This window comes from Paenarthrobacter histidinolovorans (assembly GCF_014647595.1).
Lineage (GTDB): Bacteria > Actinomycetota > Actinomycetes > Actinomycetales > Micrococcaceae > Arthrobacter > Arthrobacter histidinolovorans.
Map to the genome: position 1 here is coordinate 57,876 of NZ_BMPM01000006.1, position 23,590 is coordinate 81,465.

Annotated in this window: 16 protein-coding genes and 2 tRNA genes; 13 read left to right on the forward strand and 5 right to left on the reverse strand. The window is 63.1% G+C overall.

Going from position 1 to position 23,590, the window contains the following annotated elements; genetic code table 11:
• Positions 1-53: 53 nt before the first annotated feature.
• A complete protein-coding gene (locus tag IEY62_RS14645; protein WP_189019095.1) occupies positions 54-1,991 on the reverse strand; it encodes an FAD/NAD(P)-binding protein in 1,938 nt (645 codons plus the stop codon).
• A 60-nt stretch (positions 1,992-2,051) separates the two neighbouring features.
• Here IEY62_RS14645 and IEY62_RS14650 point away from each other — a divergent pair, with 60 nt between their 5' ends.
• From IEY62_RS14650 to IEY62_RS14660, 3 genes are all read left to right on the forward strand, one after another.
• The gene (locus tag IEY62_RS14650; RefSeq protein WP_189019097.1) at positions 2,052-4,304 is read left to right on the forward strand and encodes a prolyl oligopeptidase family serine peptidase; all 2,253 of its coding nucleotides are present in this window, start codon (positions 2,052-2,054) and stop codon (positions 4,302-4,304) included.
• Positions 4,305-4,446: 142 nt separating this feature from the next.
• A tRNA-Ser gene (locus tag IEY62_RS14655) sits at positions 4,447-4,534 on the forward strand.
• 329 nt (positions 4,535-4,863) lie between these two features.
• Entirely contained in the window at positions 4,864-5,757 is an 894-nt protein-coding gene (locus IEY62_RS14660; protein WP_189019099.1) for a quinone oxidoreductase family protein, read from the forward strand.
• Between the two features lie 97 nt (positions 5,758-5,854).
• Here IEY62_RS14660 and IEY62_RS14665 read toward each other — a convergent pair whose 3' ends face one another.
• Both IEY62_RS14665 and IEY62_RS14670 read right to left on the reverse strand, forming a co-directional pair.
• Positions 5,855-7,294, reverse strand: coding sequence for an MFS transporter (locus tag IEY62_RS14665; RefSeq protein ID WP_189019101.1), 1,440 nt, complete (start codon positions 7,292-7,294; stop codon positions 5,855-5,857).
• 110 nt (positions 7,295-7,404) lie between these two features.
• Positions 7,405-9,570, reverse strand: coding sequence for a RecQ family ATP-dependent DNA helicase (locus IEY62_RS14670; protein ID WP_189019103.1), 2,166 nt, complete (start codon positions 9,568-9,570; stop codon positions 7,405-7,407).
• A 139-nt stretch (positions 9,571-9,709) separates the two neighbouring features.
• Between IEY62_RS14670 and IEY62_RS14675 the strand changes: the two genes are divergently transcribed.
• The 5 genes from IEY62_RS14675 (at position 9,710) to IEY62_RS14695 (ending at position 14,361) form a co-directional block, all read left to right on the forward strand.
• Positions 9,710-11,128 (forward strand): phosphomannomutase/phosphoglucomutase, encoded by a 1,419-nt coding sequence (locus tag IEY62_RS14675; RefSeq protein WP_189019106.1) that lies wholly within the window; start codon positions 9,710-9,712, stop codon positions 11,126-11,128.
• Between the two features lie 10 nt (positions 11,129-11,138).
• Positions 11,139-12,050 (forward strand): hypothetical protein, encoded by a 912-nt coding sequence (locus tag IEY62_RS14680; protein ID WP_189019114.1) that lies wholly within the window; start codon positions 11,139-11,141, stop codon positions 12,048-12,050.
• A 65-nt stretch (positions 12,051-12,115) separates the two neighbouring features.
• Positions 12,116-12,553 carry a hypothetical protein gene (locus IEY62_RS14685; RefSeq protein WP_189019116.1) on the forward strand — a complete coding sequence of 146 codons (438 nt, stop codon included), beginning with the start codon at positions 12,116-12,118 and terminating at the stop codon, positions 12,551-12,553.
• 22 nt (positions 12,554-12,575) lie between these two features.
• Positions 12,576-13,043: an RrF2 family transcriptional regulator gene (locus IEY62_RS14690; protein WP_189019122.1), complete on the forward strand. Its 468-nt coding sequence runs from the start codon at positions 12,576-12,578 to the stop codon at positions 13,041-13,043.
• Between the two features lie 160 nt (positions 13,044-13,203).
• Positions 13,204-14,361 carry a globin domain-containing protein gene (locus tag IEY62_RS14695; protein WP_189019123.1) on the forward strand — a complete coding sequence of 386 codons (1,158 nt, stop codon included), beginning with the start codon at positions 13,204-13,206 and terminating at the stop codon, positions 14,359-14,361.
• Between the two features lie 135 nt (positions 14,362-14,496).
• Here the strand turns inward: IEY62_RS14695 and IEY62_RS14700 are convergent, their stop codons facing one another.
• Positions 14,497-16,323 carry a phosphoenolpyruvate carboxykinase (GTP) gene (locus IEY62_RS14700; RefSeq protein ID WP_189019124.1) on the reverse strand — a complete coding sequence of 609 codons (1,827 nt, stop codon included), beginning with the start codon at positions 16,321-16,323 and terminating at the stop codon, positions 14,497-14,499.
• Positions 16,324-16,607: 284 nt separating this feature from the next.
• Here IEY62_RS14700 and IEY62_RS14705 point away from each other — a divergent pair.
• Positions 16,608-16,681, forward strand: a tRNA-Arg gene (locus tag IEY62_RS14705).
• Positions 16,682-16,897: 216 nt separating this feature from the next.
• On the opposite strand, the gene IEY62_RS14710 is transcribed toward IEY62_RS14705, so the two are convergent.
• Positions 16,898-17,626 carry a FadR/GntR family transcriptional regulator gene (locus IEY62_RS14710; protein ID WP_189019125.1) on the reverse strand — a complete coding sequence of 243 codons (729 nt, stop codon included), beginning with the start codon at positions 17,624-17,626 and terminating at the stop codon, positions 16,898-16,900.
• Between the two features lie 333 nt (positions 17,627-17,959).
• Here IEY62_RS14710 and IEY62_RS14715 point away from each other — a divergent pair, with 333 nt between their 5' ends.
• The 4 genes from IEY62_RS14715 to IEY62_RS14730 all read left to right on the forward strand — a co-directional run bounded on the left by IEY62_RS14715 (position 17,960) and on the right by IEY62_RS14730 (position 23,566).
• On the forward strand, positions 17,960-19,582 hold the full coding sequence (locus IEY62_RS14715) for an ABC transporter substrate-binding protein (protein ID WP_407671500.1): 1,623 nt from the start codon (positions 17,960-17,962) through the stop codon (positions 19,580-19,582).
• Between the two features lie 100 nt (positions 19,583-19,682).
• Positions 19,683-20,639 carry an ABC transporter permease gene (locus tag IEY62_RS14720; protein WP_035733684.1) on the forward strand — a complete coding sequence of 319 codons (957 nt, stop codon included), beginning with the start codon at positions 19,683-19,685 and terminating at the stop codon, positions 20,637-20,639.
• Between the two features lie 3 nt (positions 20,640-20,642).
• Positions 20,643-22,763: a dipeptide/oligopeptide/nickel ABC transporter permease/ATP-binding protein gene (locus IEY62_RS14725; RefSeq protein WP_189019127.1), complete on the forward strand. Its 2,121-nt coding sequence runs from the start codon at positions 20,643-20,645 to the stop codon at positions 22,761-22,763.
• Positions 22,760-23,566, forward strand: a complete 807-nt coding sequence (locus IEY62_RS14730; RefSeq protein ID WP_189019128.1) for an ATP-binding cassette domain-containing protein — start codon at positions 22,760-22,762, stop codon at positions 23,564-23,566. The genes IEY62_RS14725 and IEY62_RS14730 overlap by 4 nt, the downstream gene beginning before the upstream one ends.
• Positions 23,567-23,590: the final 24 nt, after the last annotated feature.

Below are 23,590 nucleotides of genomic sequence, written 5' to 3' on the forward strand. Positions count from 1 at the left end.
GTGATGCAGCTCACACAGTAACGAAGGCCGGCAGGCGGCGCAACCCCATGTCCCTAGAGACCCAGAATGCTACGTGCGATCTCGTCGGCATCCCTCAGGGTCCGCTGGCCGCTGGCATAGGCACGACCCGAGCGGGGGCGGGCCTCCGCCGCAATGGCGTTGCCCCACTGCGAGGCCGACAGCTGCAAACCCAGAACGTACAGGTTTTCCGTGATGGATCCGTTGGCGGCTATGGGACGGTACGGATGCGGCTCAACGTCCAGGCCGGTGGTCTGCATGGGCGTCCCCTCCACACTCATCATGATCTTGGTCCGCACCAGGCCATCAGACATAAGTTGTTCGAGCAGCGGCGAAATATTGATGCCAACCCTGTTCGCCGGCGACATCGCCTCGATCAGGGTCCGCGCCTCAGCGGGCCCTTCGTGGACCCAGGGCGAGGCCGCCCGGAACACCTTGGCTCCTCGGTCAACACTGAACTTGGGGTCTGGTCCCACAAAACTCACGACGCCGGCACGCGCCAAGGCGGCCAACTGCTCCGAACGCAGTGCGGGAGGTCCGCTGGCCAGTCCTTCGACGAACGACTCAAACCAGCCGCGCAACCCTGCCAGCCACGACTCGTCGGTGATACCGCCGTCAGCAACGACGGTCTTGAGGATGGCACGGCCGGTGTGGAGCGCGCCGATGGCCATTTTTACGGGGTCCGATTCGCCCAGCGCCGAACGCCTCGCGTCGTCGTCCAAGTACGCGGTGATCGCTGCGTCCAGGTCGCGCCGTGACTCGAACGTCCGGCCCGCCAACGGCGCCGCCAACCCGCGCAGATTCAACCGGCGCGAAGCAACCACATGCTTTTCAACCAGGATTTCCACGTCGCTTTCCCAGTTGGCCGTGGTGTGGGCATGCGGTTGAAGCGCGTCCTCAAGGTCGGTCAGGAACTGCGCCGGATCCTTGATGGCCGCGGGCTGGGACCGGGCCAGTGTTGAATAATAGGCCCACAGCGCGTCCCGGTGCAGCAAAGGCCACAGGTCATGGTCGAAGCCCGGCTGGATGCCCGCTGCCCGGAACCTGTCCACTGCGTCCTCGGTCAAATACCGCATGGTGACGCTGCTGGGGTAATAGCCCTCCAAGCCAGCCTTTGCCCGGTACGGCGTACCCCTGCGGGAAGCGGCGATGATCCTGGGCTCCCGGCCTGATGCCCGGTATTCCAACACCCCGGCGCCAGGCGCTCCGGCCTCAACGAACTTGCCCCCGCGGCCCTCGGTCAGCTGGCCCATCACGTCAAAGAAGTTCAACCCCATGCCGCGGACAAGCACGGGCTCATTGTCCGGCACAGCCTGCCAGTCAACGTCTGCGGGCGGTGCCGGCGGAAAGTAGAGCAAGCCCAACTCGTCAGCTGCGCGCTTGAATGATTTCTGCTCCGGATTCAGCCGTGATTCGATGTGCCCCAGGGCCAGCACCACGGAATCGACGGTGAGCCTTCCGCCGTCGGCCAGTTCGACGTCGAACATCCCGTCCACCGGGTGCGCCGCCACGGCGAGCGTTTCGTGGAAGGTGACCTCCACGCCGTCGGGCAGCCGGTCAAGCAGCTCCGCCAGGGTTTGCCGCAAATACCGCCCGTAGAGCGCACGGCTGGGGAAATCGTGGGAATCGAGGGTCGCCAGCTCCGACTTTTCGGCGTCGTTCAGCCCGGTTCCATCACTACGCCGGGCCTCGCGCCACTGATCAAAGGAACCACCCGCCAACGGTGCCGCCAACCCCGAATCCTCGGGGATCAGGGTGGGATAGAACGCCTGGGTGTTCATCAGGTACAGGCGCGACTGTTCAGGCTGCCACACGTGGCCGGAACCGGCGGGATAAGGATCCACCACATGGATCTGGAGGCTGGTGCCCTCCGGACGCTCCGCAGCCCAATTCGCGAGCAACCGTTCGAGGACACTGGTGCCCCGAGGGCCCGCCCCCAGGAGGGCAACACGGTTGATTTGCGATTTAGCCACGCTCCAGCCTAACTTCTGCGTGACTTGCTTACCGTCGAAGGGTGTTGCTTGGATGGGGCGATGACCACCACAGAAGCTGATCCGTCGCCACTTTCCGGGAATGACACCGCACCCGCCTCGGGACCGCGCCATGCGGCGGAGTCCGCGCCTGAACCCACTGATGAAAATGCCTGGCTCGAGGACATCCACGGCGAAGAGCAGCTGGCATGGGTCAGGGAACAGAACGCCCGCACCGAGGAACTGCTCGAAGACGCCGACTACGCGGAGGTGGAGTCCGGCATCCTGGAAGTCCTGGACTCCACGGACCGGATCGCCATGGTCAACAAGCGCGGCGACTTCTATTACAACTTCTGGAAGGACCAGGAACACCCCAAGGGCCTGTGGCGCCGCACCACCTGGGAGAGCTACCTCAGCGATGAGCCTGAGTGGGATGTCCTGCTCGACGTCGATGCACTGGCAGCTGCCGAAGGCGTCGAATGGGTCTTCCACGGGGCCGGATTCCTCCGTCCCGTTGACGGCTCCGAATACCGCCTGGCCATGGTCTCGCTCTCCCCCGACGGTGGCGACGCCGACCGTCACCGCGAGTTCGACGTCGAATCACGCACCTTCGTGGACCCGGCGGCGGGTGGCTTTGACATCCCCACAGCCAAAGGCAACATCAGCTGGTTGGATGCCGACACACTGCTCGTGTCCAGCACGGCCGAAGGCCTGCCCGCCACGTCATCCTCGTATGCACGGACCGGGGTGAAACTGCGGAGGGGCCAATCCTTGGCCGACGCTGAACGCCTCTTCGAAATTCCGGAGAACCACATGCTGGCCATGGTGGCGCACGACTCCACGCCCGGGTTCGAGCGGACCTTCGCCGTTGACTACATCGACTTCTACAACCGCAGTACCTCGCTGCTGCGCGACGACTCGTGGGTGACCATCGATGTGCCTACCGATGTCAACATCAGCGTCCACCGCGATTGGCTGCTTTTCCGACCCCAGGGTGACTGGGAGGTAGATGGCGTGGTGTACCCGGCGGGGTCACTGCTGGCCGCAGATTTTGATTCCTACCTTGCGGGTTCCCGTTCATTGCTGGTCCTGTTCACCCCTGATGCTCACACGTCCCTGCAGTCCTGGAGCTGGACCAAGGATTACCTGCTGCTGAACCTCCTCAGGGACGTCTCCTCCGAAATCCGGGTCCTGGATCCATCCTCCGTTGACGCCTCAGGACTGTGGGCCTCCACCGTCCTGGATGCCTGCCCTCCGCTGCACGACGTCAACGCCTACGCCGTGGATGATGAGGACATTTCTGATTCCGGCGCCGGAAACGACTTCTGGTTGGTGGCCACAGGCTTCACGACACCCACCACCCTGACGCGGGGAACGCTTGCGCCCGCTGCCGCGCAGGATGCACCCGCCGGTGGGGTGGCGAGCCGGCACGCCGAGGTGAAGCGGTCGCCGTCGTTCTTCAACGAAGACGCCTACGAGGTCCAGCAGCACTTCGCCGTTTCCCTTGACGGCACCAAGGTTCCGTACTTCCAGGTTGCATCCAAGGACCTCGTGCTGGACGGTGAGAACCCCACCCAACTCTCGGGCTACGGCGGGTTCGAAGTTTCCCGGACGCCCGCTTACAGCGGGACCATTGGGCGCGCCTGGCTCGAGCGCCGCACCATGGGCACATCCTCCGACGACGGTGCTGCCGCCCACTCACGCGGCGGCGTGTACGTGGTTGCCAACATCCGCGGTGGCGGGGAGTACGGTCCCTCATGGCACCGGGCAGCACTCCAGGAGAACCGGCACCGCGCCTACGAGGACTTCGCCGCAGTAGCCAAAGACTTGATCTCGCGGGGCGTGACCAGTCGTCGTCGCCTGGGCTGTGTGGGTGGGTCCAACGGAGGCCTCCTGGTGGGCAACATGCTGACCCAGTACCCGGAACTCTTCGGTGCCGTGTCCTGCGGTGTGCCCCTCCTGGACATGCGCCGATACACCAAGCTTTCGGCGGGCTATTCGTGGATTGCCGAATACGGTGACCCGGATGTGTCGGAACAATGGGATTTCATCCGGACCTTCTCGCCGTACCACCTGCTTCGCGACGGCGTGGAGTACCCCGAAACCTTCATCTGGACAGCAACTTCCGACGACCGTGTGGGTCCCGTTCAAGCCCGGAAGATGGCGGCACGGATGCAGGCCATGGGGATTCCGAATGTTTGGTTCCACGAGGCATTGGAAGGTGGGCATGCGGGAGCCTCGGACAACCGGCAGGCTGCGGCGTTGCAGGCAAGGAGCAACCACTTCCTGTGGCTTTCGCTGGCCGGGAGTAACTGACGCCCGATTCGGGGGTTCGCTGCGTAGTGAGCCATGCGCATGGCCTGTCCCGCAGCGGACCAACGAATCGGGTGACTGAACTGCCGCGTTTTGCGCTGGAAGCCCCGTTCTGCGTATCCTTGGTGGGCTAGCAATAGCAAAGGGAGACGTGCCAGAGCGGCCGAATGGGCTTCACTGCTAATGAAGTGTGGGGCACAACTCCACCGGGGGTTCAAATCCCCCCGTCTCCGCGAACAGGTCCCGGTTTTCGAACCGGGGCCTTTTGCGTTTAACCGGGGCCTTTTGCGTTTAAGGGTGCCGTGGCGTTTTGCGTTTAAGGGTGCCGTGAGCGGCCTCAGTGTGGCCTCCGTCCGGCCTCCGTGCGGCCTGAAGGCGCGGATGACTTTCCCTGCGGCGGCCATTAGTACCGGGCCCGGGTGGCTTGCCTGCTCGGGTATCGTGTATTTATATGACACGTCATGAACAGCAGTCACGTTCGTCAAATGTAGCCCGAGTCGACTCGTTCTCGAGGGACACGAGGGAATTCGTTGAAGCGTCGATGCGCGGTGATGGGTGTCTGGTGCGCGTTACGCACGCGTCGGTCGGCTCGACAGACATTATGGCCCGGCGGGGTGACTACCTGCTGCATCCCTTTCCGGGCTTCGTGTCCGGCTACGACTTCATCGGCATTGTCGAGTTCATCGACCGTCCTGCACAAAGCCTTGGTTTATCTGTTGGCGATCGGGTGGCGGGGGTTCTTCCTGGGATGGGTGCACACGCAACCAGGCTGCGGGTTCCATCATCGTTACTCGTGCCCGTGCCGGACGGTTTGGCCTCGGAAGATGCAGCGACGCTCCCACTCGACGGCGTCACCGCGAGACACGCATTGGACCTGCTCAAGCCAAGTCCCAGGGCGCTCTTCATCAATGGCGTGAGCGGTGCGGTGGGTCTTCTCGCTGCGCAACTCGCTGCTCTTGACGGTGTTCGCGTCTCGGGCACAGCATCCCCGGCTTCTGCGGCACTCGCCATGCAGTACGGCGCCGCATCGTTCGACTACGGCGACACACAATGGCCACGACAACTACTTGACCAAGTAGGCAAAGTCGATGGGGTGATCGACCATACAGGATCTCGAACCCTGAATTCTGTCGTCAAGCGAAACGGACGGATCGTGCGGACGGCATTTGGCGGACCCGTCGGCCATCAGAAAGCTGCGACGGCTGCGGGATTCGCCAAGACGCTCGTACGGCGTTTCGCGCAACCGTCCGAGGTTGTTTGCTCGACCCCAATGTATGTTGCAATGAAGCGCCGCTCCTACCGGCGCGACCTCACTAAGGTCCTCGAGCTCGCTGACAGTGGCCAGCTGAAACCACTCGATCCGGTGGTCTACGACGTCAGCCACTACCGTGAAGCCCTTGATGCTGCGGGACAGCCGGCATCGGGCAAGAAAGTCGTCCTCACGTTCGGCGAATGAACACTCTTCGGCGGCGAATGTGCCCCGGTTTTAGAACCGGGACTATTTGCGTTTGAGGAGTTTGTGCTGGGCGTACCGTGTCGCCCGCTGGCCGGGCTCAGGCGCGCTTTGCCCCTGCTGACGTGCCGCTGACCTCGGCTCCTGCATGACGATGGAGGGTCAGGCTGTCCACGGTACTGATCAGCATCAGGACGGCCATGGCGATGAGGGCTCCCTTGTACGCCCCCAGCTGCTCTGGCCCGAACAGGCGGGTGGCGTCAAAGAGCCGCAGGAACAAGGCCCCGACCGCGATCCCCGCCGCCGCTGCCAGCTGGACGAGGGTTGCCGAGATCGCATTGGCCGATGGCAGCTGCCCCGGGACGATGTCCGCATATTGCACCGATGCGTAAGCGGAGAAGCCAATGGACCGGAACGCGCCGCTGAACAGCAGCAAAGCGAAAATCAGCGGTTCCGGTGTTTGGGCGTCCAGGAAAGCGCACAAAGCGAACGTCACGGCGGAAGCGAACGATGCGAAGACAAGCACGGTCTTGAACCCGAACCGCCTGATAAGTGGCGTGGTGGCAGGTTTGATCCCGATGTTGCCCACGAAGACTGCTGCGACCATGACGCCGGCCTTCAGCGGATCCCAGCCAAATCCGTCCTGGAACATCAAAGGCAGCAAGAAGGGGACCGAGCTGATGGTCAGCCGGTAAATGAAGCCTCCGGTGGAGGTGGCCCGGAAGGTCCTCGTGCCAAAGACACTGAGGTTGAACAGCGGGACTGTGGCCTTGCCCATCCACCAGACCGCCCCCGCCAGGGACAGCACTCCAGCGGTTACCACTACGACAGCCAGCACGTTGGACGCCTGGCCGCCGAGGGTTTCCAGTCCCACCACCAACGCCCCGACGCCGAGGGTGGTCAGCATCAGCCCGAACCAGTCAAGGCGACGCTTCCCGTCGAACTGCGTCGGCGGCACCAGCCGCAGCGCAGCGATGAAGGCCGCCAGGCCCAGCGGGACGTTGATGAGGAAGATCCAGTGCCATGAAAGGAACGTCGTGAGGGCTCCACCCACCATCGGCGCAAGAACCGGGGCGAGGAGCCCTGGCCACACCAGATAGGCGGTTGCCCGGAGGAGCTCGGATTTGGGCGTTCCCCGCAGGACCACCAGTGTCCCGACCGGAACCATCATGGCCCCGCCCATGCCCTGGGCCACCCGGCTGAGCGTGAGCATGGTCAGGTCGGTGCTTACAGCGCAGAGCAGGGAAGCGATGGTGAAGACCGAAATGGCCAAGCAGAAGATCCTGCGCGCGCCGAATCGTTCAGCGAGCCAACTGCTCAGTGGGATTCCCATCGCGACCGTCACCAAGTAGGCCGTCATGGTGATGTTGATGTCGGCCGGGGCGACCCTGAAATCGGATGCGATGCTCGGAATCGCGGTGATCAGGATTGTCCCGTCCAGGAACTCCATGAAAAATGTCGCGGCCACCAACAAGGCCAAGCGTGGGCGCCAACTGCTTTGGCTGGCTTCAGCGAGGCCTGCGCTAGGTCTTGTGGTCATGACTCCGGTCCAAGTTCGTCGCTGGTGCTCCGCGAAGGCAGCAGGGCGTTTCCTCGATCCTATAGACCTGATGTGGGAGCGATCACAAAATGACGCTTTTCTACTTCCGGCTACCCCGCCTGTGCCAACGCAAGAGGGAGGACCGCGGCAGCACCTGCCTGCCGCAAAGCGCGCGCCGAAACCGTCATGGTCCATCGGCTGTCAACCAGATCGTCCACCAACAACACGGGCTGGCTCCCCATTCCAGCCAGGGCTTCAGAAAGTTCCGGCCCAACAACCAGCCGTTCCCAAACCCCGGCGAGCCTGTAGGCGCTGTTTCCGCCCCGCGCTCCGGTTGGACCACCGTGAGCAGGCTGTAGTGGCCCCAGGTACGGCATCCTGCCTATTTCAGCTATTCCCCGGGCCAAGGAATCAACCAGTTGCGGTTTGCTTCGGGACGGAATGCTGACGACGGCCACCGGGCGACCGACGCCACTCCACGGCGTTCCGCCCTCGGCACCTGACCATTCCCGCAGTACCTGAACGCATGCCTGCAGCATCCCGGTATCCACGGCACGGTCCTGTGCGCCGGCAGCAAACAGTTCACGGAGGGCGCCGCCCCAGCCAAGGTCGGTCAGCCTGGCCAGAACACGTCCCTCGGCGACGCTTTCGTCGGGCTTGATCTTTCCCTTGACTGTGACACCGAGCCGGTCCATTCCGCTGGGCCATTGAAGGCGGGGCTCTACCGCGATTCCTGCCCAGCGGAGGGTCTGGCCCGCCGCCTCCACAGCCGAGTCCGCCACGTCCACGGGGAACCATCTGCCCGCACAGTTGTCACAGCGGCCACAGGCGGCAGCAGTTTCGTCGTCAAGCACCGAGGTGATGTACTCCATCCGGCAGCCGGCCGTGTCCTGGTAGACCACCATAGAGTCCTGCTCGTCCACCCGCGCCTCGGCAATGCGGGCATAGCGTTCGGCGTCGTAGTGCCATGGCCGACCGGTTGACCGCCAGCCGCCGCCGACGCGTTCGACGGCTCCATCCACCGCCAAAACCTTCAAGAGCAATTCCAGTGGTGTCCGGCGAAGGTCTACCCGGGCCTCCAACGCGACGGTGGACATGGCTGAACCGGCATCGCCGAGGACAGCCAGCACAGCGGCTGCCTTCTCCTGCGACGGCATGGACGCTGTGGCGAAGTACTGCCAGATCTCACGGTCTTCCGACCCCGGAAGCAGCAGCACATCCGCGTTGGCGGCGCCACGGCCGGCGCGGCCGACTTGCTGGTAGTAGGCGACAGGTGATGACGGTGCCCCGAGGTGGATGACGAAGCCGAGGTCAGACTTATCGAAGCCCATGCCCAAAGCTGAAGTTGCCACGAGCGCCTTCACTTGGTTGTCCTTGAGCAGTTGTTCTGCCCGCTCGCGGTCAGCGGGGTCGGTCCTGCCTGTGTAGGAGAGCACGTTGTGCCCGGCCCCGGCAAGCAGCCGGGCAGTGTCTTCGGCCGCAGAAACGGTGAGGGTGTAGATGATGCCGCTCCCCGGCATGTCCGCAAGATGGGTCAGCAGCCAGCCCAGCCGGTCCCGGGAGTCGGCGAGGTTGAGGACACCCAGACGCAGCGACTCCCGCCCCAGGCCGCCGCGGATGGTCAGCACTCCGGAGCCGAGCTGCTCTTCAATGTCATGGACCACCCTGGAGTTGGCGGTAGCTGTCGTTGCCAGGACGGGGACGGTCTCCGGGAGCTGGGCGATGAGGTCGGAGATACGGCGGTAATCAGGCCGGAAGTCGTGTCCCCAGTCGGAAATACAGTGGGCTTCGTCGATCACCAGAAGCCCTGTCCTCCGGATCAGCTCCGGAAGCTGGTTCTCCCGGAAGGACGGATTGGTGAGTCGCTCTGGAGACACGAGGAGAACATCGACTTCGTCCGCCGCCAACTGGGCCAGGACTGTGTCCCATTCAAGGGCATTTGCGGAGTTGATGGCCACAGCGCGGACGCCTGCCCGAGCCGCCGCGGCCACCTGGTCACGCATGAGAGCCAGCAGCGGTGAGACGATCAGGGTTGGCCCGGCTCCCCTGCGCCGCAAGAGCAAGGATGAAACGAAGTAGACAGCGGACTTTCCCCAGCCGGTGCGTTGGACCACGAGTGCCCTGCGGCCGGCATCCACCAACGCCTCGATCGCTTCGAACTGACCATCATGGAACTGCGCGCCGGGATGGCCAACCAGTTCGCGAAGGCAAGCCAGGGCCTCCTGTTGGGTTGTTGATTGCACGGGAACGGCAGTGTTTGGGGAGTTGTTGGCCATGACCCCAGTATTCCAGTCGCCCCTGACAGCAAGAACGGGCAGACCCTGCTATGTGGATAACAGCTGAGTGGATGACAACTATCCACATAGGACCGCCCCGGTTCATGCCGCGCCGGGCAGCCACAGTAGGATTGAGCCCGTGACTAGCGAGCAGAACAAGACATTCGACCTCTCGGCATCCTTCAAGGCGTACGACGTCCGGGGCATCGTAGGTGAATCCATCACGGCTGAAATCGTCGAGGCAGTCGGCGCTGCCTTCATCGACGTCCTGGGCCTTGAGGGCGAAACTGTCCTCGTTGGAGGCGACATGCGTCCTTCGTCACCGGAGTTCAGCCAGGCCTTCGCCAACGGCGCCGCAACCCGTGGAGCCAACGTCCAGCTCTTGGACCTGATCTCCACCGACGAGCTCTACTACGCGTGCGGCGCCCTGAACGCCGCCGGCGCCACTTTCACCGCCAGCCACAACCCCGCCGAATACAACGGCATCAAGATGGCCAAGGCCGGCGCCCAGCCCATCTCTTCCGAAAGCGGATTGAAGGAAATCCAGGCACTCGCCGAGCAGTACCTGAACGCAGGGACCATCCCGTCCGCCGCGACGCGCGGTGAGATCGGTGTCCACGATGTCTTGAAGGACTACTCCGAATACCTGCGCAAGCTGGTGGATCTTTCAGGTTCCCGGCCGCTGAAAATCGTGGTCGACGCCGGCAACGGTATGGCAGGCCTCACCACTCCGGCAGTCCTGGGCGACAAGTTGCTCCCGGCGCTGCCCTTCGAAATCATCCCGCTCTACTTCGAACTGGACGGTTCCTTCCCGAACCACCCCGCCAACCCGCTGGAACCGGAAAACCTTCGCGACCTCCAGGCGGCTGTCGTCAAGCACGGCGCGGACATCGGCCTCGCTTTCGATGGCGATGCAGACCGCTGCTTCGTGATCGATGAAAAGGGCGAGCCCGTGTCCCCGTCGGCCATCACAGGCATGGTTGCCCGCCGCGAGATCGCCCGGGCCCGGAAGTCCGGGGAAGAAACCCCGGTCATCATCCACAATCTGCTGACGTCAAAAGCTGTTCCGGAACTCGTAGCAAAGGACGGCGGCCGTGCCGTCCGGACCCGTGTGGGGCACTCCTTCATCAAGGCCGTCATGGCGGAGGAAGGGGCAGTCTTCGGCGGGGAGCACTCGGCGCACTTCTACTTCAGGGACTTCTGGAACGCAGACACCGGAATGCTCGCAGCCATGCACGTACTTGCTGCCCTCGGTGAGCAGGACGGACCCCTCTCGGAGCTCGGCCGCCAGTACGAGCCCTACGTATCCTCGGGCGAGATCAACTCCGAGATCGAGGACAAAGCCGGTGCCGTGGAGCGTGTCCGGGTGGACTTTGAAACCGAAGACATCGAGATCGACCACATGGATGGCAGCACCTTCACTGCGAAGGACGGCAGCTGGTGGTTCAACCTCCGCCCGTCCAACACCGAGCCCTTCCTGCGCTTGAACGCCGAGGCCAAGGACCAGGCCACCATGGAGAAGGTCCGCGACCGCGTCCTGGCACTGGTACGAGGCTAGGCGCACAGCCATGACGCAGCTTCCGCCCGAGGTACGGACCTCGCCTGAATCCGAATTGGCTGCCGTTGTGGCCGAGGCCTTGAAACTGGCAGAGGCCCAGCTGGTCCTTAACAAGAGCTTCGCCCCGTTCGTCTTCATGCTCGACGCCGAGGGCACTGTCCAGAACGGCGAGGTCCCCCAGGAAATCCGGGGGACCATGCCCCCGGACCCAGTGGTGGCCGTGAAGCTGACAGTCGACCTCTTCGCTGGATACGCACAGAACCTCCACGCCATGGTGGCTGTACTGGATCCGCTGTCGGCCAAGGCCGAGGACACGCTTCACCTTTGGGCTGAACACCGCAGTGGCATTGCCCAGCTCATCCGGGTGGACTTCACCCGCAAGAAGTTCCTCAAGCACCCCACTTTCAGCGAACCCCGGGTCGAGACCCAGCCCGCCCACCTGTGGAACGGTGAAGCGCCGGCCCCCGCGCAGGAATGGTGGCACGAGGGACTTTCGGAACAGGCCATCCAGGATGTCTTTAAGCTTGTGGGAGTCGCAGTTCCGTTCGCCGAGGATCAGCTTTCCAGGAACGGCGGCCTGGCCCCCTACGGGATCACCACCGACCTCGCCGGCGAGTTGGGGCATCACATGGCCTACCAGGAGGCCAACGCAGACGGCGAAGTAGATTCTGCGGAGTCCGTTCTGATGATGGCCGATGGCTTCCGCAACAAAAAAGACACGCTCAGGGGAACCTGCATCCTGTCCGATGTTCTCGTTCAGGTTGAAGACGGGGCCGTGGACGCAGTCAGGCTGCACATCGAACATTCCGAAGGACTGTCCATGAACATCTTGAAGCCGTACGAGATTGACGGGCAATCCCGAGCGGTCGTCTTCGGAGATTCAGCAGTTATTCCTGCCGACGCACATGTGTGGTCAGCATGAGTGGACAAAGCTCCAGCGCCGTCCCAGAAGACTCAGTGCCCGAAGACTCAGTGCCGGGAGACTCAGTGCAGGGAGAATCAGAAGAATCAGCCCAGGCCCGCGAGCTCCGGGAGACCCTGGGCACTGGCCTTGGGACCGCCCAGGAACATCTCCAACAGAATGGCGGCTTCTTCCCCTTCGGAATCACGCTTGGGAGTGATGGCGAACTCCGGATCGTCATGGTGACTCCCGGTGAACCTGACGAGGATGGCGAGGTCGACGCCGGTCAAATGCTGACCGATCTCCACGAACTGTTGCGCCAAGGCCGGGACGAGTTCCGTGCGGTGGCTATCGTCAGCGACGTCAGCCTACCCGAGCACGGTTCCGACGGCATTCATGGCGCGGCGGAGCACCGTGATGGTGCTGTGCTGGCCGCCATCATTCCTTATGTCCCCGGAGCCGAGGGTTTCATCTTCGCTGCCATGGAACCGGATACCCACGAGCCATCCATCTGGGTGGACTAGACCCACCGCCTAGACTGATCCCATGAAAATCAACGCCTTCGCAGATGTGAGCCTTCGGGCCATCATGGTGTTGGCTGCGGCTCCTGAGGGTGCACTGCTGACCACCCAGGCAGTGGCAGATGCCGTGGGAACTCCCTACAACCACGTCAGCAAAGCTATGGTCCGTTTGCGTTCCCTCGGGCTCATCGACGTCGAACGCGGCAGGCTGGGCGGATCCCGGTTGAGCGAAGCCGGGCGGAGAGCCACCGTGGGTGAGGTGCTGCGCCATCTGGACAGCCGGCAGGACCCGGCGGAGTGCCAGTCTGCCACCAAGAACTGCCCGCTCATCACCGAGTGCGGACTCCGTCACGCCATGACCCGCGCCAGGGAGGCGTTCTACCGTGAACTCGACACAGTGGTTATCTCGTCCCTCCCCCACGCCCGGCAGATGGACCCGGTATTTCAATCGATCGGGCTTCGGCCTGAGATCCGGATGCCGGCAGCGCAGTAACGGCCTGCCGCACCGCAGAAGCGCTCCCTTCCCTTTCATCCCCCGTGCGATTTGCACATGAATTCTACGAGGTGTAGAACTTGGGGTATAAATACACGCATTTCAAATGCTTGTATTTTCCGGCCGGACAAAAAGCCCAGCCCAAACCGCCAGGAGAAACATGCTCTCGGAAAAATCCCGCCCCGTCATTGAAGCCACGCTGCCCCTGGTGGGATCGCGGATAGGCGAAATCACCACGGATTTCTACAACCGCCTCTTCGCAGCACACCCCGAGCTCCTGGACGGCCTGTTCAGCCGCTCCAACCAGCGTTCGGGAGAACAACAGAAGGCACTCGCCGGGAGCATCGCCGCTTTCGCGACACACCTGGTCAACAACCCCGCCACGCTTCCCGAGAAGGTCCTGTCACGCATCGCGCACAAGCACGCTTCCCTGGGCATCGTCAAAGAGCAGTACGGCGTGGTGTACGAACACCTGTTCGCGGCCATCGCTGCTGATCTGGCTGACGTCATCACTCCGGAAATCGCCGAGGCCTGGACTGAGGTCTACTGGCTCATGGCAGACGCCCTGATCAAACTTGAGAAGGACCTGTACGCTTCCCAGGCAAACAGCCGGATGTGGATGCCGTGGCGGGTGGTGGCAAAGGATGCGGCGGGCAAAGACGCGATCACTTTCACTTTGGAACCTGCGGACCACACCCCCGTCACCGAAGCTACGCCCGGCCAGTACGTCAGCGTCAAAGTAACGCTCGCTGATGGCCTGCGCCAGGTCCGGCAGTATTCATTGTCCGGCGATGCCGGCACCAAGCGGGTCTTTACCACCAAGCTGAACGACGGCGGCGAGGTCTCCACCGCACTGCACGCCGCCGTCGAGCCCGGCGACATTCTGGAAATTTCGAATCCCTACGGTGAGATCACCCTCAAGGACGGCGATGGTCCTGTGATCCTCGCTTCGGCCGGCATCGGTTGTACTCCCACGGCCTCCATCCTGCGTTCGCTCGCGGAATCCGGTACAGACCGCCAGGTCATGGTGCTGCACGCAGAAAAGGCTATGGATCACTGGGCACTGAGCGGACAGATGACAGAAGACGCAGCGAAAATCGACGCCGAACTCCGGCTGTGGCTCGAAACCCCGCACGCCGGCGCCAACGACGGCTTCATGTCATTGCGTGAAGTGGATTTGCCGGCCGATGCGTCACTGTACCTCTGCGGCCCGCTCCCCTTCATGAAAAAGATCCGTGACGAAGCAATCGACGCCGGGATTCCGGCCACCCGGATCCACTACGAAGTTTTTGGACCGGACGTCTGGCTCGCCAGCTAGCCACGAACCACCAAGGCAAGGAACCGCCAACGCCAGGAACCCCCAACGCCAGGCACGACGGCGGCCCGCCACCTTTCAAGAGAAAGGTGACGGGCCGTCGTCGTTCACTTAAGAACGCCGTTGTTCCTAAGAGGTCTAGCCCAGACGGGTTTTGAGTCCGTCCAGCTCCGACTGGAGCGCCGCCGGGAGGGATTCGCCGAAGTTCGCGAACCATTCCTCGATGGACGCCAGTTCGGTTGCCCACTCGTCGGCGTCGACGCGCACAGCGGCTTCAACCTCGGCCGGGGTCATGTCCAGGCCCTCGAGGTCGATGGACTCGCCGGTCGGGACGAAGCCGATGGGGGTTTCCACGGCGTCGGCCTTGCCCTCGAGGCGCTCGATGGCCCACTTGAGCACACGGGCGTTGTCCCCGAAGCCAGGCCAGGCGAAGCCGCCTTCAGCCGTGCGACGGAACCAGTTCACCAGGAAGATCTTGGGCAGACGCTCCGGGTTGGCCTTGGCGGACAAGTTCACCCAGTGGTTCAGGTAATCGCCTGCGTCGTAGCCGATGAACGGCAGCATGGCCATGGGGTCGCGGCGAACAACGCCAACTGCACCGGCGGCAGCAGCCGTGGTTTCCGAGGACAGCGTGGAGCCCATGAAGATACCGTTGGACCAGCTGCGGGCTTCGGTCACCAAGGGGATGGTGGTTTTGCGGCGGCCGCCGAACAGGATCGCGGACAGTTCCACGCCCTCCGGGCTGAAGTACTCCTCGGCCAGCATGTCGATCTGGTCGATCGGCGTGCAGAAGCGGGAGTTGGGGTGTGCTGCCGGGGCGTCGGAGTCCGGGGTCCAGGACTCGCCACGCCAGTCGGTCAGGTGCGCCGGAGTGTCCTCCGTCATGCCTTCCCACCACACACCGCCGTCGTCAGTCAGTGCGACGTTGGTGAAGATGCTGTTGCCCTTGGCGATGGCGCGCATGGCGTTGGGGTTGGTGCCCCAGCCAGTGCCGGGCGCGACGCCGAACAGGCCGGCCTCAGGGTTGACGGCGCGAAGTTCGCCTTCCTTGCCGAAGCGCATCCAGGTGATGTCGTCGCCGAGGGTCTCCACCTTCCAGCCCTTGATGGTGGGATCCAGCAGGGCGAGATTGGTTTTACCGCAAGCAGACGGGAACGCAGCGGAGACGTAGTAGGTCTTCTGCTCCGGGGACGTCAGCTTCAGGATGAGCATGTGCTCGGCGAGCCAGCCCTCGTCGCGGGCCATGACGGAGGCGATACGCAGTGCGTAGCACTTCTTGCCCAGGAGGGCGTTTCCGCCGTAACCGGATCCGAAGGACCAGATGGAGCGCTCTTCGGGGAAGTGGACGATCCACTTGTCCGGGTTGCAGGGCCAAGCGACGTCGGCCTGGCCGGCTTCCAGCGGTGCGCCCAGCGAGTGGAGGGCGGGAACAAAGAATGCGTCGGTCTGGGTGATGCGGTCCAGCACGTCCGTGCCGATGCGGGCCATGATGCGCATCGAGGCTACGACGTAGGCGGAGTCGGTGATCTCAACGCCAAATTTGGGGTCTTCCGCGTCAAGGTGGCCCATGACGAACGGGATGACGTACATGGTACGGCCACGCATGGAGCCGGCGAGCAGGCCGCGCAGCTTCTGCTTCATCTCAGCCGGAGCCATCCAGTTGTTGGTGAAGCCTGCGTCGCGCTCGTTCTCGGAGCAGATGAAGGTCTGCTCTTCCACGCGGGCAACGTCAGCGGGGTCCGAGAACGCCGCGAAGGAATTCGGGAACGTTTCCGGGTTGAGGCGCTTCAGTGTGCCGGCCTCGACCAGTTCATCGGTGAGCTTCTTGTTTTCTGCTTCGCTGCCATCAACCCAGTGGATGCGGTCCGGCTGAGTCAGCTCGGCAACTTCCTCAACCCAGGCCAGCAGGCGTGCATGCGTAGTAGGTGCCTTCTCAAGCAGCGGCAGTCGCGCCAGATCGCCCATTGCGGTTCCCTTCCTCGGGTTCAGTGGTGTGTCCTAAACGATAGGGGCCGCGGACCAGACCATTCCGCTGTCAGACATCGGACATCCACCTTGCCGAAAAGTAAAAACCCCTAGAATTCAACGTTCCCGATTCCCGAGGAAGGAATTTAAGTGACTAAGGTCACGTAGACCGGTCTAGTTGCGCAGATTACAGCTTTTCGATTTGGAACTTCCCATGAACTTCTGTAAAGTTTATTGAGGTTCGAGGGGGTCAGAGAAACAGACCGCCGGAAACCACACGAAATGCGCCCATAGCTCAGCTGGATAGAGCGTCTGTCTACGGAACAGAAGGTCAGGGGTTCGAATCCCTTTGGGCGCACAAATCAAGACCCGCACCGGATCACCGGTGCGGGTCTTTTGTTTGTCCGGCCGTCCCAAACTAAGTAGCACTTCAGGCCGTTGTGAGCCTCAGAACGGCCTGAAGTGCGACTCAGTTGGGCCGGCGCGCGGCGGCAGGTGACCGGCACGCAGAAAACGCAAGGGCCGCCGTCGTACTTCTGTTGAAAGTACGACGGCGGCCCTTGCGTGCAGCGCGTTACTCGCCGACGGCCTCGCTGATGCGGCGACGAATGCCATCGAAATGCCGGTTGAGCAGCTCAGCGGCCGCCACCTTGTCTCCAGCAGCAACTGCGGCGTAGATGTCGCGGTGCATCGCTGCTGTCTTGACCAGGTCCTCGTTTCCGGGGCCAATCTCCACGTGGATCTTGCGGTAGACCTTCCAGAAGACGCCCATGAGGTTGATGAGGAGCTCGTTGTTGAGGGGTTCGAAAAGACGGCGGTGGAATTCGGCGTCGGCGGCCACGAAGTTCTCGCCGGCCGCTGCCAGTTCCTCCATCTGCTTGACCGATTCTTCGATGGACGCCAGCTGCTCTTTAGTCATCACGTCCATGGAGGAACCGATCAGCCCCGACTCAAGGGCCTGGCGCACGTCCACCAACTGCAGCGCCTCGAGGCCCTGGTGACGCAGCGAAAGCCTGCCGCGGAAGGTCAGCCCATCGGCGAGCGCATCGAAGTTGCTCGGCGCGACGAACATACCGAACCCGTGACGGATTTCGATGACGCCCAACGCCTGAAGCACCTTCAGTGACTCGCGGAGGGTGTTGCGCCCTACGCCGAGAGCCACTGACAGTTCGCTTTCCGTGGGCAAGGGATCGCCGGCTTCGAGCTCGCGCTCAAGGATCAATTCCATAATGTCCGACTGCAATGCACGCAGCCGGGCCTGTGCGCTGAACCGCGCCTGCGGAACCACACCGGAAGTTGTCATGGCTTTCTCCTTGCCGTGCACCGGCCCCCAAGGGTTTGGGGTGGTGCGGTGTTAATATTGAGGCGAGCTTAGCGCTCACCACAGGATGAGTAGCTCGCAACATACAATATCGGATGTCCCACCTCCTTGATAGACATGGTGGGTGATTTCCCCGGATATCCCTGAGATCTCCGCCACGGACCGGCCGTAGCCGGGTAACCGCAGGGCGTGCGGATTGCGCCCAGGCCACTGAATCTCACTTGACGTTCCGCTGTGACGGCCCTTACAGTTTCCATACGAGCATCGGACGTCCTACATCCGATAACCCACGAAACTCGAATGGTGAGGCACCCTATGAGCAAGACGATCCAAAGCCTGCCGCTGGTCAACGATGCCAGCCGCCGGAACTTCCTGAAGCTGAGCGGCGCAGTTGGTGCAGCAGCCGCCTTCACGGCAACCCTTTCTGCGTGCGGCGGCGCTGCCAGCACCACCACAGGCAACACAACGAACACCGCTGCAGTGAACAAGGACCTCATCATCGAGGCGGGCATCTCCTACGCACTCTCCACAGGCTTCGATCCCCTGAGCTCCTCGGGCGCAACGCCGATGGCAGCAAACCTGCACATCTTCGAAGGCCTCATCGAACTCCACCCGGCAACCCGCCAGCCCTACAACGCCCTGGCGGCAGCGGACCCGAAGAAGGTCAACGACACCACCTACCAGGTGACCATCCGCGAAGGCGCGAAGTTCCACGACGGTTCCCCGGTCACCACGGAAGACGTTGCCTTCTCGTTCACCCGCGTCATGGACCCGGCCAACAAGTCCCTGTTCTCCCAGTTCATCCCCTTCATCCAGGACGTCAAGCCGCTGGACGCGAAGACGGTGGAATTCACCCTTAAGTACGCCTTCCCCGGCTTCGGACCGCGCATCTCCGTAGTGAAGATCGTCCCCAAGGCACCTGCCACGGATTTGAAGGCTTTCGACGCGAAGCCGGTGGGCTCCGGCCCCTACAAGCTGGTCTCCGCCGTCAAGGACGACAAGATCGTCTTCGAGGCATTTGCCGACTACAACGGCCCCAAACCTGCACTGGCCAAGGGCATGACCTGGCTGCTCCTTTCCGACGCCGCAGCCCGCGTCACCGCAGTCCAGTCCGGCCGCGTCCAGGCCATCGAGGACGTCCCCTACCTTGATGTTGACGGCTTGAAGTCAAAGGTAAAGGTCGAATCCGTACAGTCCTTCGGTCTTCTGTTCCTCATGTTCAACTGCGCCAAGGCACCGTTCGACAACAAGCTGGTCCGCCAGGCCCTGCATTACGGCCTGGACAAGGAAGCCATCATCAAGAAGGCACTGTTCGGCAACGCCAAGGCAGCCACGTCCTACTTCCAGGAAGGCCACCCGGATTACGTCAAGGCCAAGAACGTCTACGGCTTTGATACCTCCAAGGCCGCGGACCTGCTGAAGCAGGCCGGCGTCACCAACCTCGAATTCGAGCTGCTCACCACGGACACCGCCTGGGTCAAGGATGTGGCCCCGCTGATCCTCGAATCGTGGAACAAGATCCCCGGTGTCAAGGTCACGGTCAAGAGCCTCCAGTCCGGCGCTTTGTACAGCGACCGGGTGGGCAAGGGCGACTACTCCGTGGTCGCAGCACCTGGCGATCCATCAGTCTTTGGCAACGACGCGGACCTCCTCCTGAGCTGGTTCTACTCAGGCGCAACCTGGATGGACAAGCGCGCCTTCTGGACCACCCCTGAGCGCACCAAGCTGCAGGACCTCATGGACAAGGGCTCCCAGGCATCCGGTGACGACGCCAAGAAGATCGTGGGCGAAATCGTGGACATGGTCTCCGATGAAGTTCCCCTGTACCCGGTCTTCCACCGCCAGCTCCCCAGCGCCTGGGACGAGAAGAAGCTCAACGGCTTCCAGCCGCTGCCCACCACCGGCCTGTCCTTCATCGACGTCGGACGCACGGCCTAAGCACCCCTCGCGTTGTGGGGCCCGCTCTGCGGCTTGAATCCCCCAAATAGCCCGCAGAGCGGGCCCCGCAACCAGCACCACCAACCAACCGGAGAACAAATTGGTCACGATATTGCGTCTGCTTGGCCGCAGGCTTGCAGCATTGCCATTGATGATCCTGGGCATTACGTTGCTCGTCTTCCTCGTCCTGCAGGCCGCTCCCGGAGACCAGGCAAGCTCAGCCCTCGGTGACGGCGCCAGCGAAGAAGCGAAGCAGCAGTACCGCCAAGACAATGGCCTCAACGATCCACTGGTCCTGCAGTACTTCCGATTCCTCGGCAAGCTCCTGCAGTTCGACCTCGGTACCACCACCCCGCCGGCCAAATCCGTGGCTTCCATGATCGGCTCGGCATTCCCCCTGACGCTCCAGCTCACTTTCCTGGGCGTCCTCATCGCCATCGTGCTGTCCCTGGCCTTCGGCATCCTCGGCGCGCTCTACCGGGACAAGTGGCAGGACCAGCTGGTTCGTGTCTTCTCCATCGCCGCGATCGCCACGCCGTCGTTCTGGCTGGGCATCCTGCTCATCCAGTGGTTCGCCCTGGGTGAGAACCCGATGTTCCCCTCAGGCGGTATTGCGACGCCGGAATCCGGCTTTGGCGGTTGGCTCAACTCGATGGCCCTCCCGGCTTTGGCCCTCGGCATCCCCGTTTCAGCCTCGCTGATCCGGGTGGTCCGCACCTCGATGGTTGAAGAACTGGACCGCGACTACGTCCGCACCGCCATCGGCAACGGTGTCCCGTACCGCGAGGTCGTCTCCAAGAACGTCCTCCGCAACGCGCTCGTCACCCCGGTGACCGTGCTGGGCCTCCGCGTCGGCTACCTGCTGGGCGGCGCCGTCGTGATTGAAATGATCTTCGCCCTGCCCGGCATGGGCCAGCTGATCCTCAACGGCATCACCAACCTGGACGTCAACCTGGTCCAGGGCGTGGTGCTCACCATCTCGGTCACCTTCGTTCTGGTGAACATCGTGGTGGACCTTCTCTACCTGCTCATCAACCCCCGAATCAGGACGGTATAGCTCATGCGCAGCAAGCTCGCAGAACGGCTAAGTGCCCCGGGCATTCGTTTCAAAGCCCTGCCCTGGGGCTCCCGTATCGCCCTGCTCTTCCTCATGGTGATTGTCCTGGCCGCCATTTTCGCGCCGGTCATCGCACCGCACGATCCACTGGAAACGTTCATTCCGGCCACGCCGCCGGGTGCCGAACACTTCTTCGGCACTGACCGCCTGGGCCGTGACATCTTCTCCCGCCTCCTGTTCGGCGCGCAGTCGTCGCTGATGATCGGCCTCGGCGCGGTTGGCCTGGCGATCCTGGCCGGTGCGCTCCTGGGCTCCTTCGCAGCGACCTCCAGCAAGTCCGTGAACGAAATCATCATGCGGCTCATGGACATCCTCATGGCATTCCCGGGCATCGCTCTGGCCGCCGTGCTGCTGGCAGCTTTCGGCAATTCGGTCCCGACCATCATCATCGCGATCGCCATTATCTACACCCCGCAACTGGCCCGCGTGGTCCGTGCCAACGTGCTGGCCCAGTACGGCGAAGACTACGTCCGTGCCGAGCGCGTGATCGGTGCCGGCCGCTTCTACATCCTGGTCAAGCACATCGTCCGCAACACCGCGGCCCCTGTGCTGGTGTTCGCCACGGTCATGGTGGCCGACGCCATCATCCTCGAAGCGTCCCTGTCCTTCCTGGGCGCCGGTGTGCAGGACCCTGCCCCCTCCTGGGGCAACGTGATTTCCTACGGTCGCAACCTGGTCCTGTCCGGCGGTTGGTGGGCCACCACCTTCGCCGGCCTGACCATCCTGCTGACCGTGCTGTCCCTGAACATCCTGGCCGAGGGCCTTACCGACGCCATGGTGAATCCGAAACTCCGCCGCGCGCCGGTAGTGAAGGACGACGACGGCAGTGCTTCGTCAGTAGCAGCGGTGGCCGTTGACACTGAGGTGGCAACCTCAGTTGCCCAGCCCTCCGTTATTGAGGAACACGAGCTCGACGGCGTCCGTGCGGCTTCCGCTGACGGGGTCGCTTCACAGGCGGGAACCTCAGCCGTCCTCACCGACGTGAAGCTGGCCGCCGCGAACCCGCACCTCCTGCTGGACCGGGAGCTGGAACTCCTGGCAGCCATCGAAGCGAAGCGCACCGACCGCCTCCCGCAGGTTTCAGCCGACGCACGCAACGTCCTCGAGGTAAAGAACCTGTCCATCCGATTCCCGGCCCGCTTCGGCGACATCGCGATCGTGGACAATGTGTCCTTCACCGTCCGCGAAGGCGAAACGATGGGCCTGGTGGGCGAATCCGGTTGCGGCAAGTCCATCACCTCGCTGGCCGTCATGGGGCTGCTCCCCAAAGCCGCACAGGTCACCGGTTCCATCATGTTTGACGGCAAGGAACTCCTGGACGCCAGGACGCAGCACAGCAACCCCAAAGCCTACGAGGGCCTCCGTGGTGAGCAGATCGCCATGGTCTACCAGGATGCGCTGAGCTCCCTGAACCCGTCCATGAAGATCAAGGACCAGCTGGAGCAGCTCACCAAGCGCGGTGGCCGCAAGACCCCCACCGAGCTGCTGGAAATGGTGAAACTGGACCCCGTCCGGACACTTGCCAGCTACCCGCACGAGCTCTCCGGCGGCCAACGCCAGCGTGTGCTGATCGCCATGGCCCTGTCCCGCTCGCCGAAGATCGTGGTCGCCGACGAGCCCACCACCGCTTTGGATGTCACAGTCCAGAAGCAGGTTGTGGACCTGCTCAACGAACTCCGCGAACAGCTCGGCTTCGCCATGGTGTTCGTTAGCCACGACCTCGCCTTGGTGGCGTCTTTGGCCCACCGCATCACGGTCATGTACGCCGGCCAGGTAGTGGAATCGGCCCAGGCTTCCGAGCTCCTGCAGAACCCCAAGCACGAGTACACCCGCGGCTTGCTGGGTGCGGTGCTTTCCATTGAGGCCGACGCCGTCCGCCTGCACCAGATCCCCGGCACCGTCCCGTCCCCGCGGGACTTCGCCACGGGCGACCGCTTCGCGGCCCGCTCACTAAGGCCCGACGCCGATCCCCACCAAAAGCTGGTACTCACCACGGTTTCCTCGTCGAACGGTGACGATGCCGACCACTACTGGGCGAGCCACTTGAAGGAGGACGCGAAATGAGCGAATCCACCGGTAAGCCGGTCATCGAGCTCAAGGACGTCAAGGTCCATCACCACGCACGGACGGGTGGCCTGTTCCGGCCGAACATCGTCAAGGCCGTGGACGGCGTGGACTTCACCATCAGCCGCGGCGAAACCGTCGGCATCGTGGGCGAGTCCGGCTGCGGCAAGTCCACGCTCGCTTCAGTCCTCGTGGGACTGCAGCCGCCGACGTCGGGCAAGGTCTTGTTCCACGGAAAGCCGGCCATCAAGCGGAACGCGGCCATGCGCAAGCAGTTCGGCCGCTCCGTCTCTGTGGTCTTCCAGGATCCGGCGACGGCATTGAACCCCCGCATGACCATCCAGGACATCCTGACGGATCCGCTGCAGATCCATGGGATCGGCAACGCTGCTTCCCGCGCTGCCAAGGTCAAGGAACTGTTGGCGCTGGTTGGCTTGCCGCAATCCGCGGCCGAAGTGACGCCGTCGCAGGTTTCCGGCGGCCAGCGCCAGCGTGTGGCGATCGCCCGCGCACTGGCTCTGGACCCGGACATCATCGTGGCGGACGAGCCGACGTCGGCGCTGGACGTTTCCGTCCGCGCACAGGTCCTGAACCTGTTGTCCGACCTGAAGACCCAGCTGAACCTCGGCATGGTGTTCATTTCGCACGATATCCAGACTGTCCGGTACGTCTCTGACCGTATCTGCGTCATGTACTTCGGCAAGATCGTCGAGCAAGGCTCCGCCTCGCAGGTCTTCGACAACCCCAGCAACGACTACACCAAGAAGCTGCTGGGCGCCGCGCCGAGCCTGCTCCACATCTAGTTTTTCCCTTCACACGCTACAAAC

Excerpts from the sequence above, each read along its gene's own strand:
- IEY62_RS14695 (WP_189019123.1), top strand. The coding sequence starts at position 13,204 with ATGCTCTCGGAAAAATCCCGCCCCGTCATTGAAGCCACGCTGCCCCTG.
- IEY62_RS14710 (WP_189019125.1), bottom strand. The coding sequence starts at position 17,626 with ATGACAACTTCCGGTGTGGTTCCGCAGGCGCGGTTCAGCGCACAGGCC.
- IEY62_RS14730 (WP_189019128.1), top strand. The coding sequence starts at position 22,760 with ATGAGCGAATCCACCGGTAAGCCGGTCATCGAGCTCAAGGACGTCAAG.
- IEY62_RS14715 (WP_407671500.1), top strand. The coding sequence starts at position 17,960 with ATGAGCAAGACGATCCAAAGCCTGCCGCTGGTCAACGATGCCAGCCGC.
- IEY62_RS14650 (WP_189019097.1), top strand. The coding sequence starts at position 2,052 with ATGACCACCACAGAAGCTGATCCGTCGCCACTTTCCGGGAATGACACC.
- IEY62_RS14700 (WP_189019124.1), bottom strand. The coding sequence starts at position 16,323 with ATGGGCGATCTGGCGCGACTGCCGCTGCTTGAGAAGGCACCTACTACG.
- IEY62_RS14690 (WP_189019122.1), top strand. The coding sequence starts at position 12,576 with ATGAAAATCAACGCCTTCGCAGATGTGAGCCTTCGGGCCATCATGGTG.
- IEY62_RS14725 (WP_189019127.1), top strand. The coding sequence starts at position 20,643 with ATGCGCAGCAAGCTCGCAGAACGGCTAAGTGCCCCGGGCATTCGTTTC.
- IEY62_RS14665 (WP_189019101.1), bottom strand. The coding sequence starts at position 7,294 with ATGACCACAAGACCTAGCGCAGGCCTCGCTGAAGCCAGCCAAAGCAGT.
- IEY62_RS14680 (WP_189019114.1), top strand. The coding sequence starts at position 11,139 with ATGACGCAGCTTCCGCCCGAGGTACGGACCTCGCCTGAATCCGAATTG.
- IEY62_RS14670 (WP_189019103.1), bottom strand. The coding sequence starts at position 9,570 with ATGGCCAACAACTCCCCAAACACTGCCGTTCCCGTGCAATCAACAACC.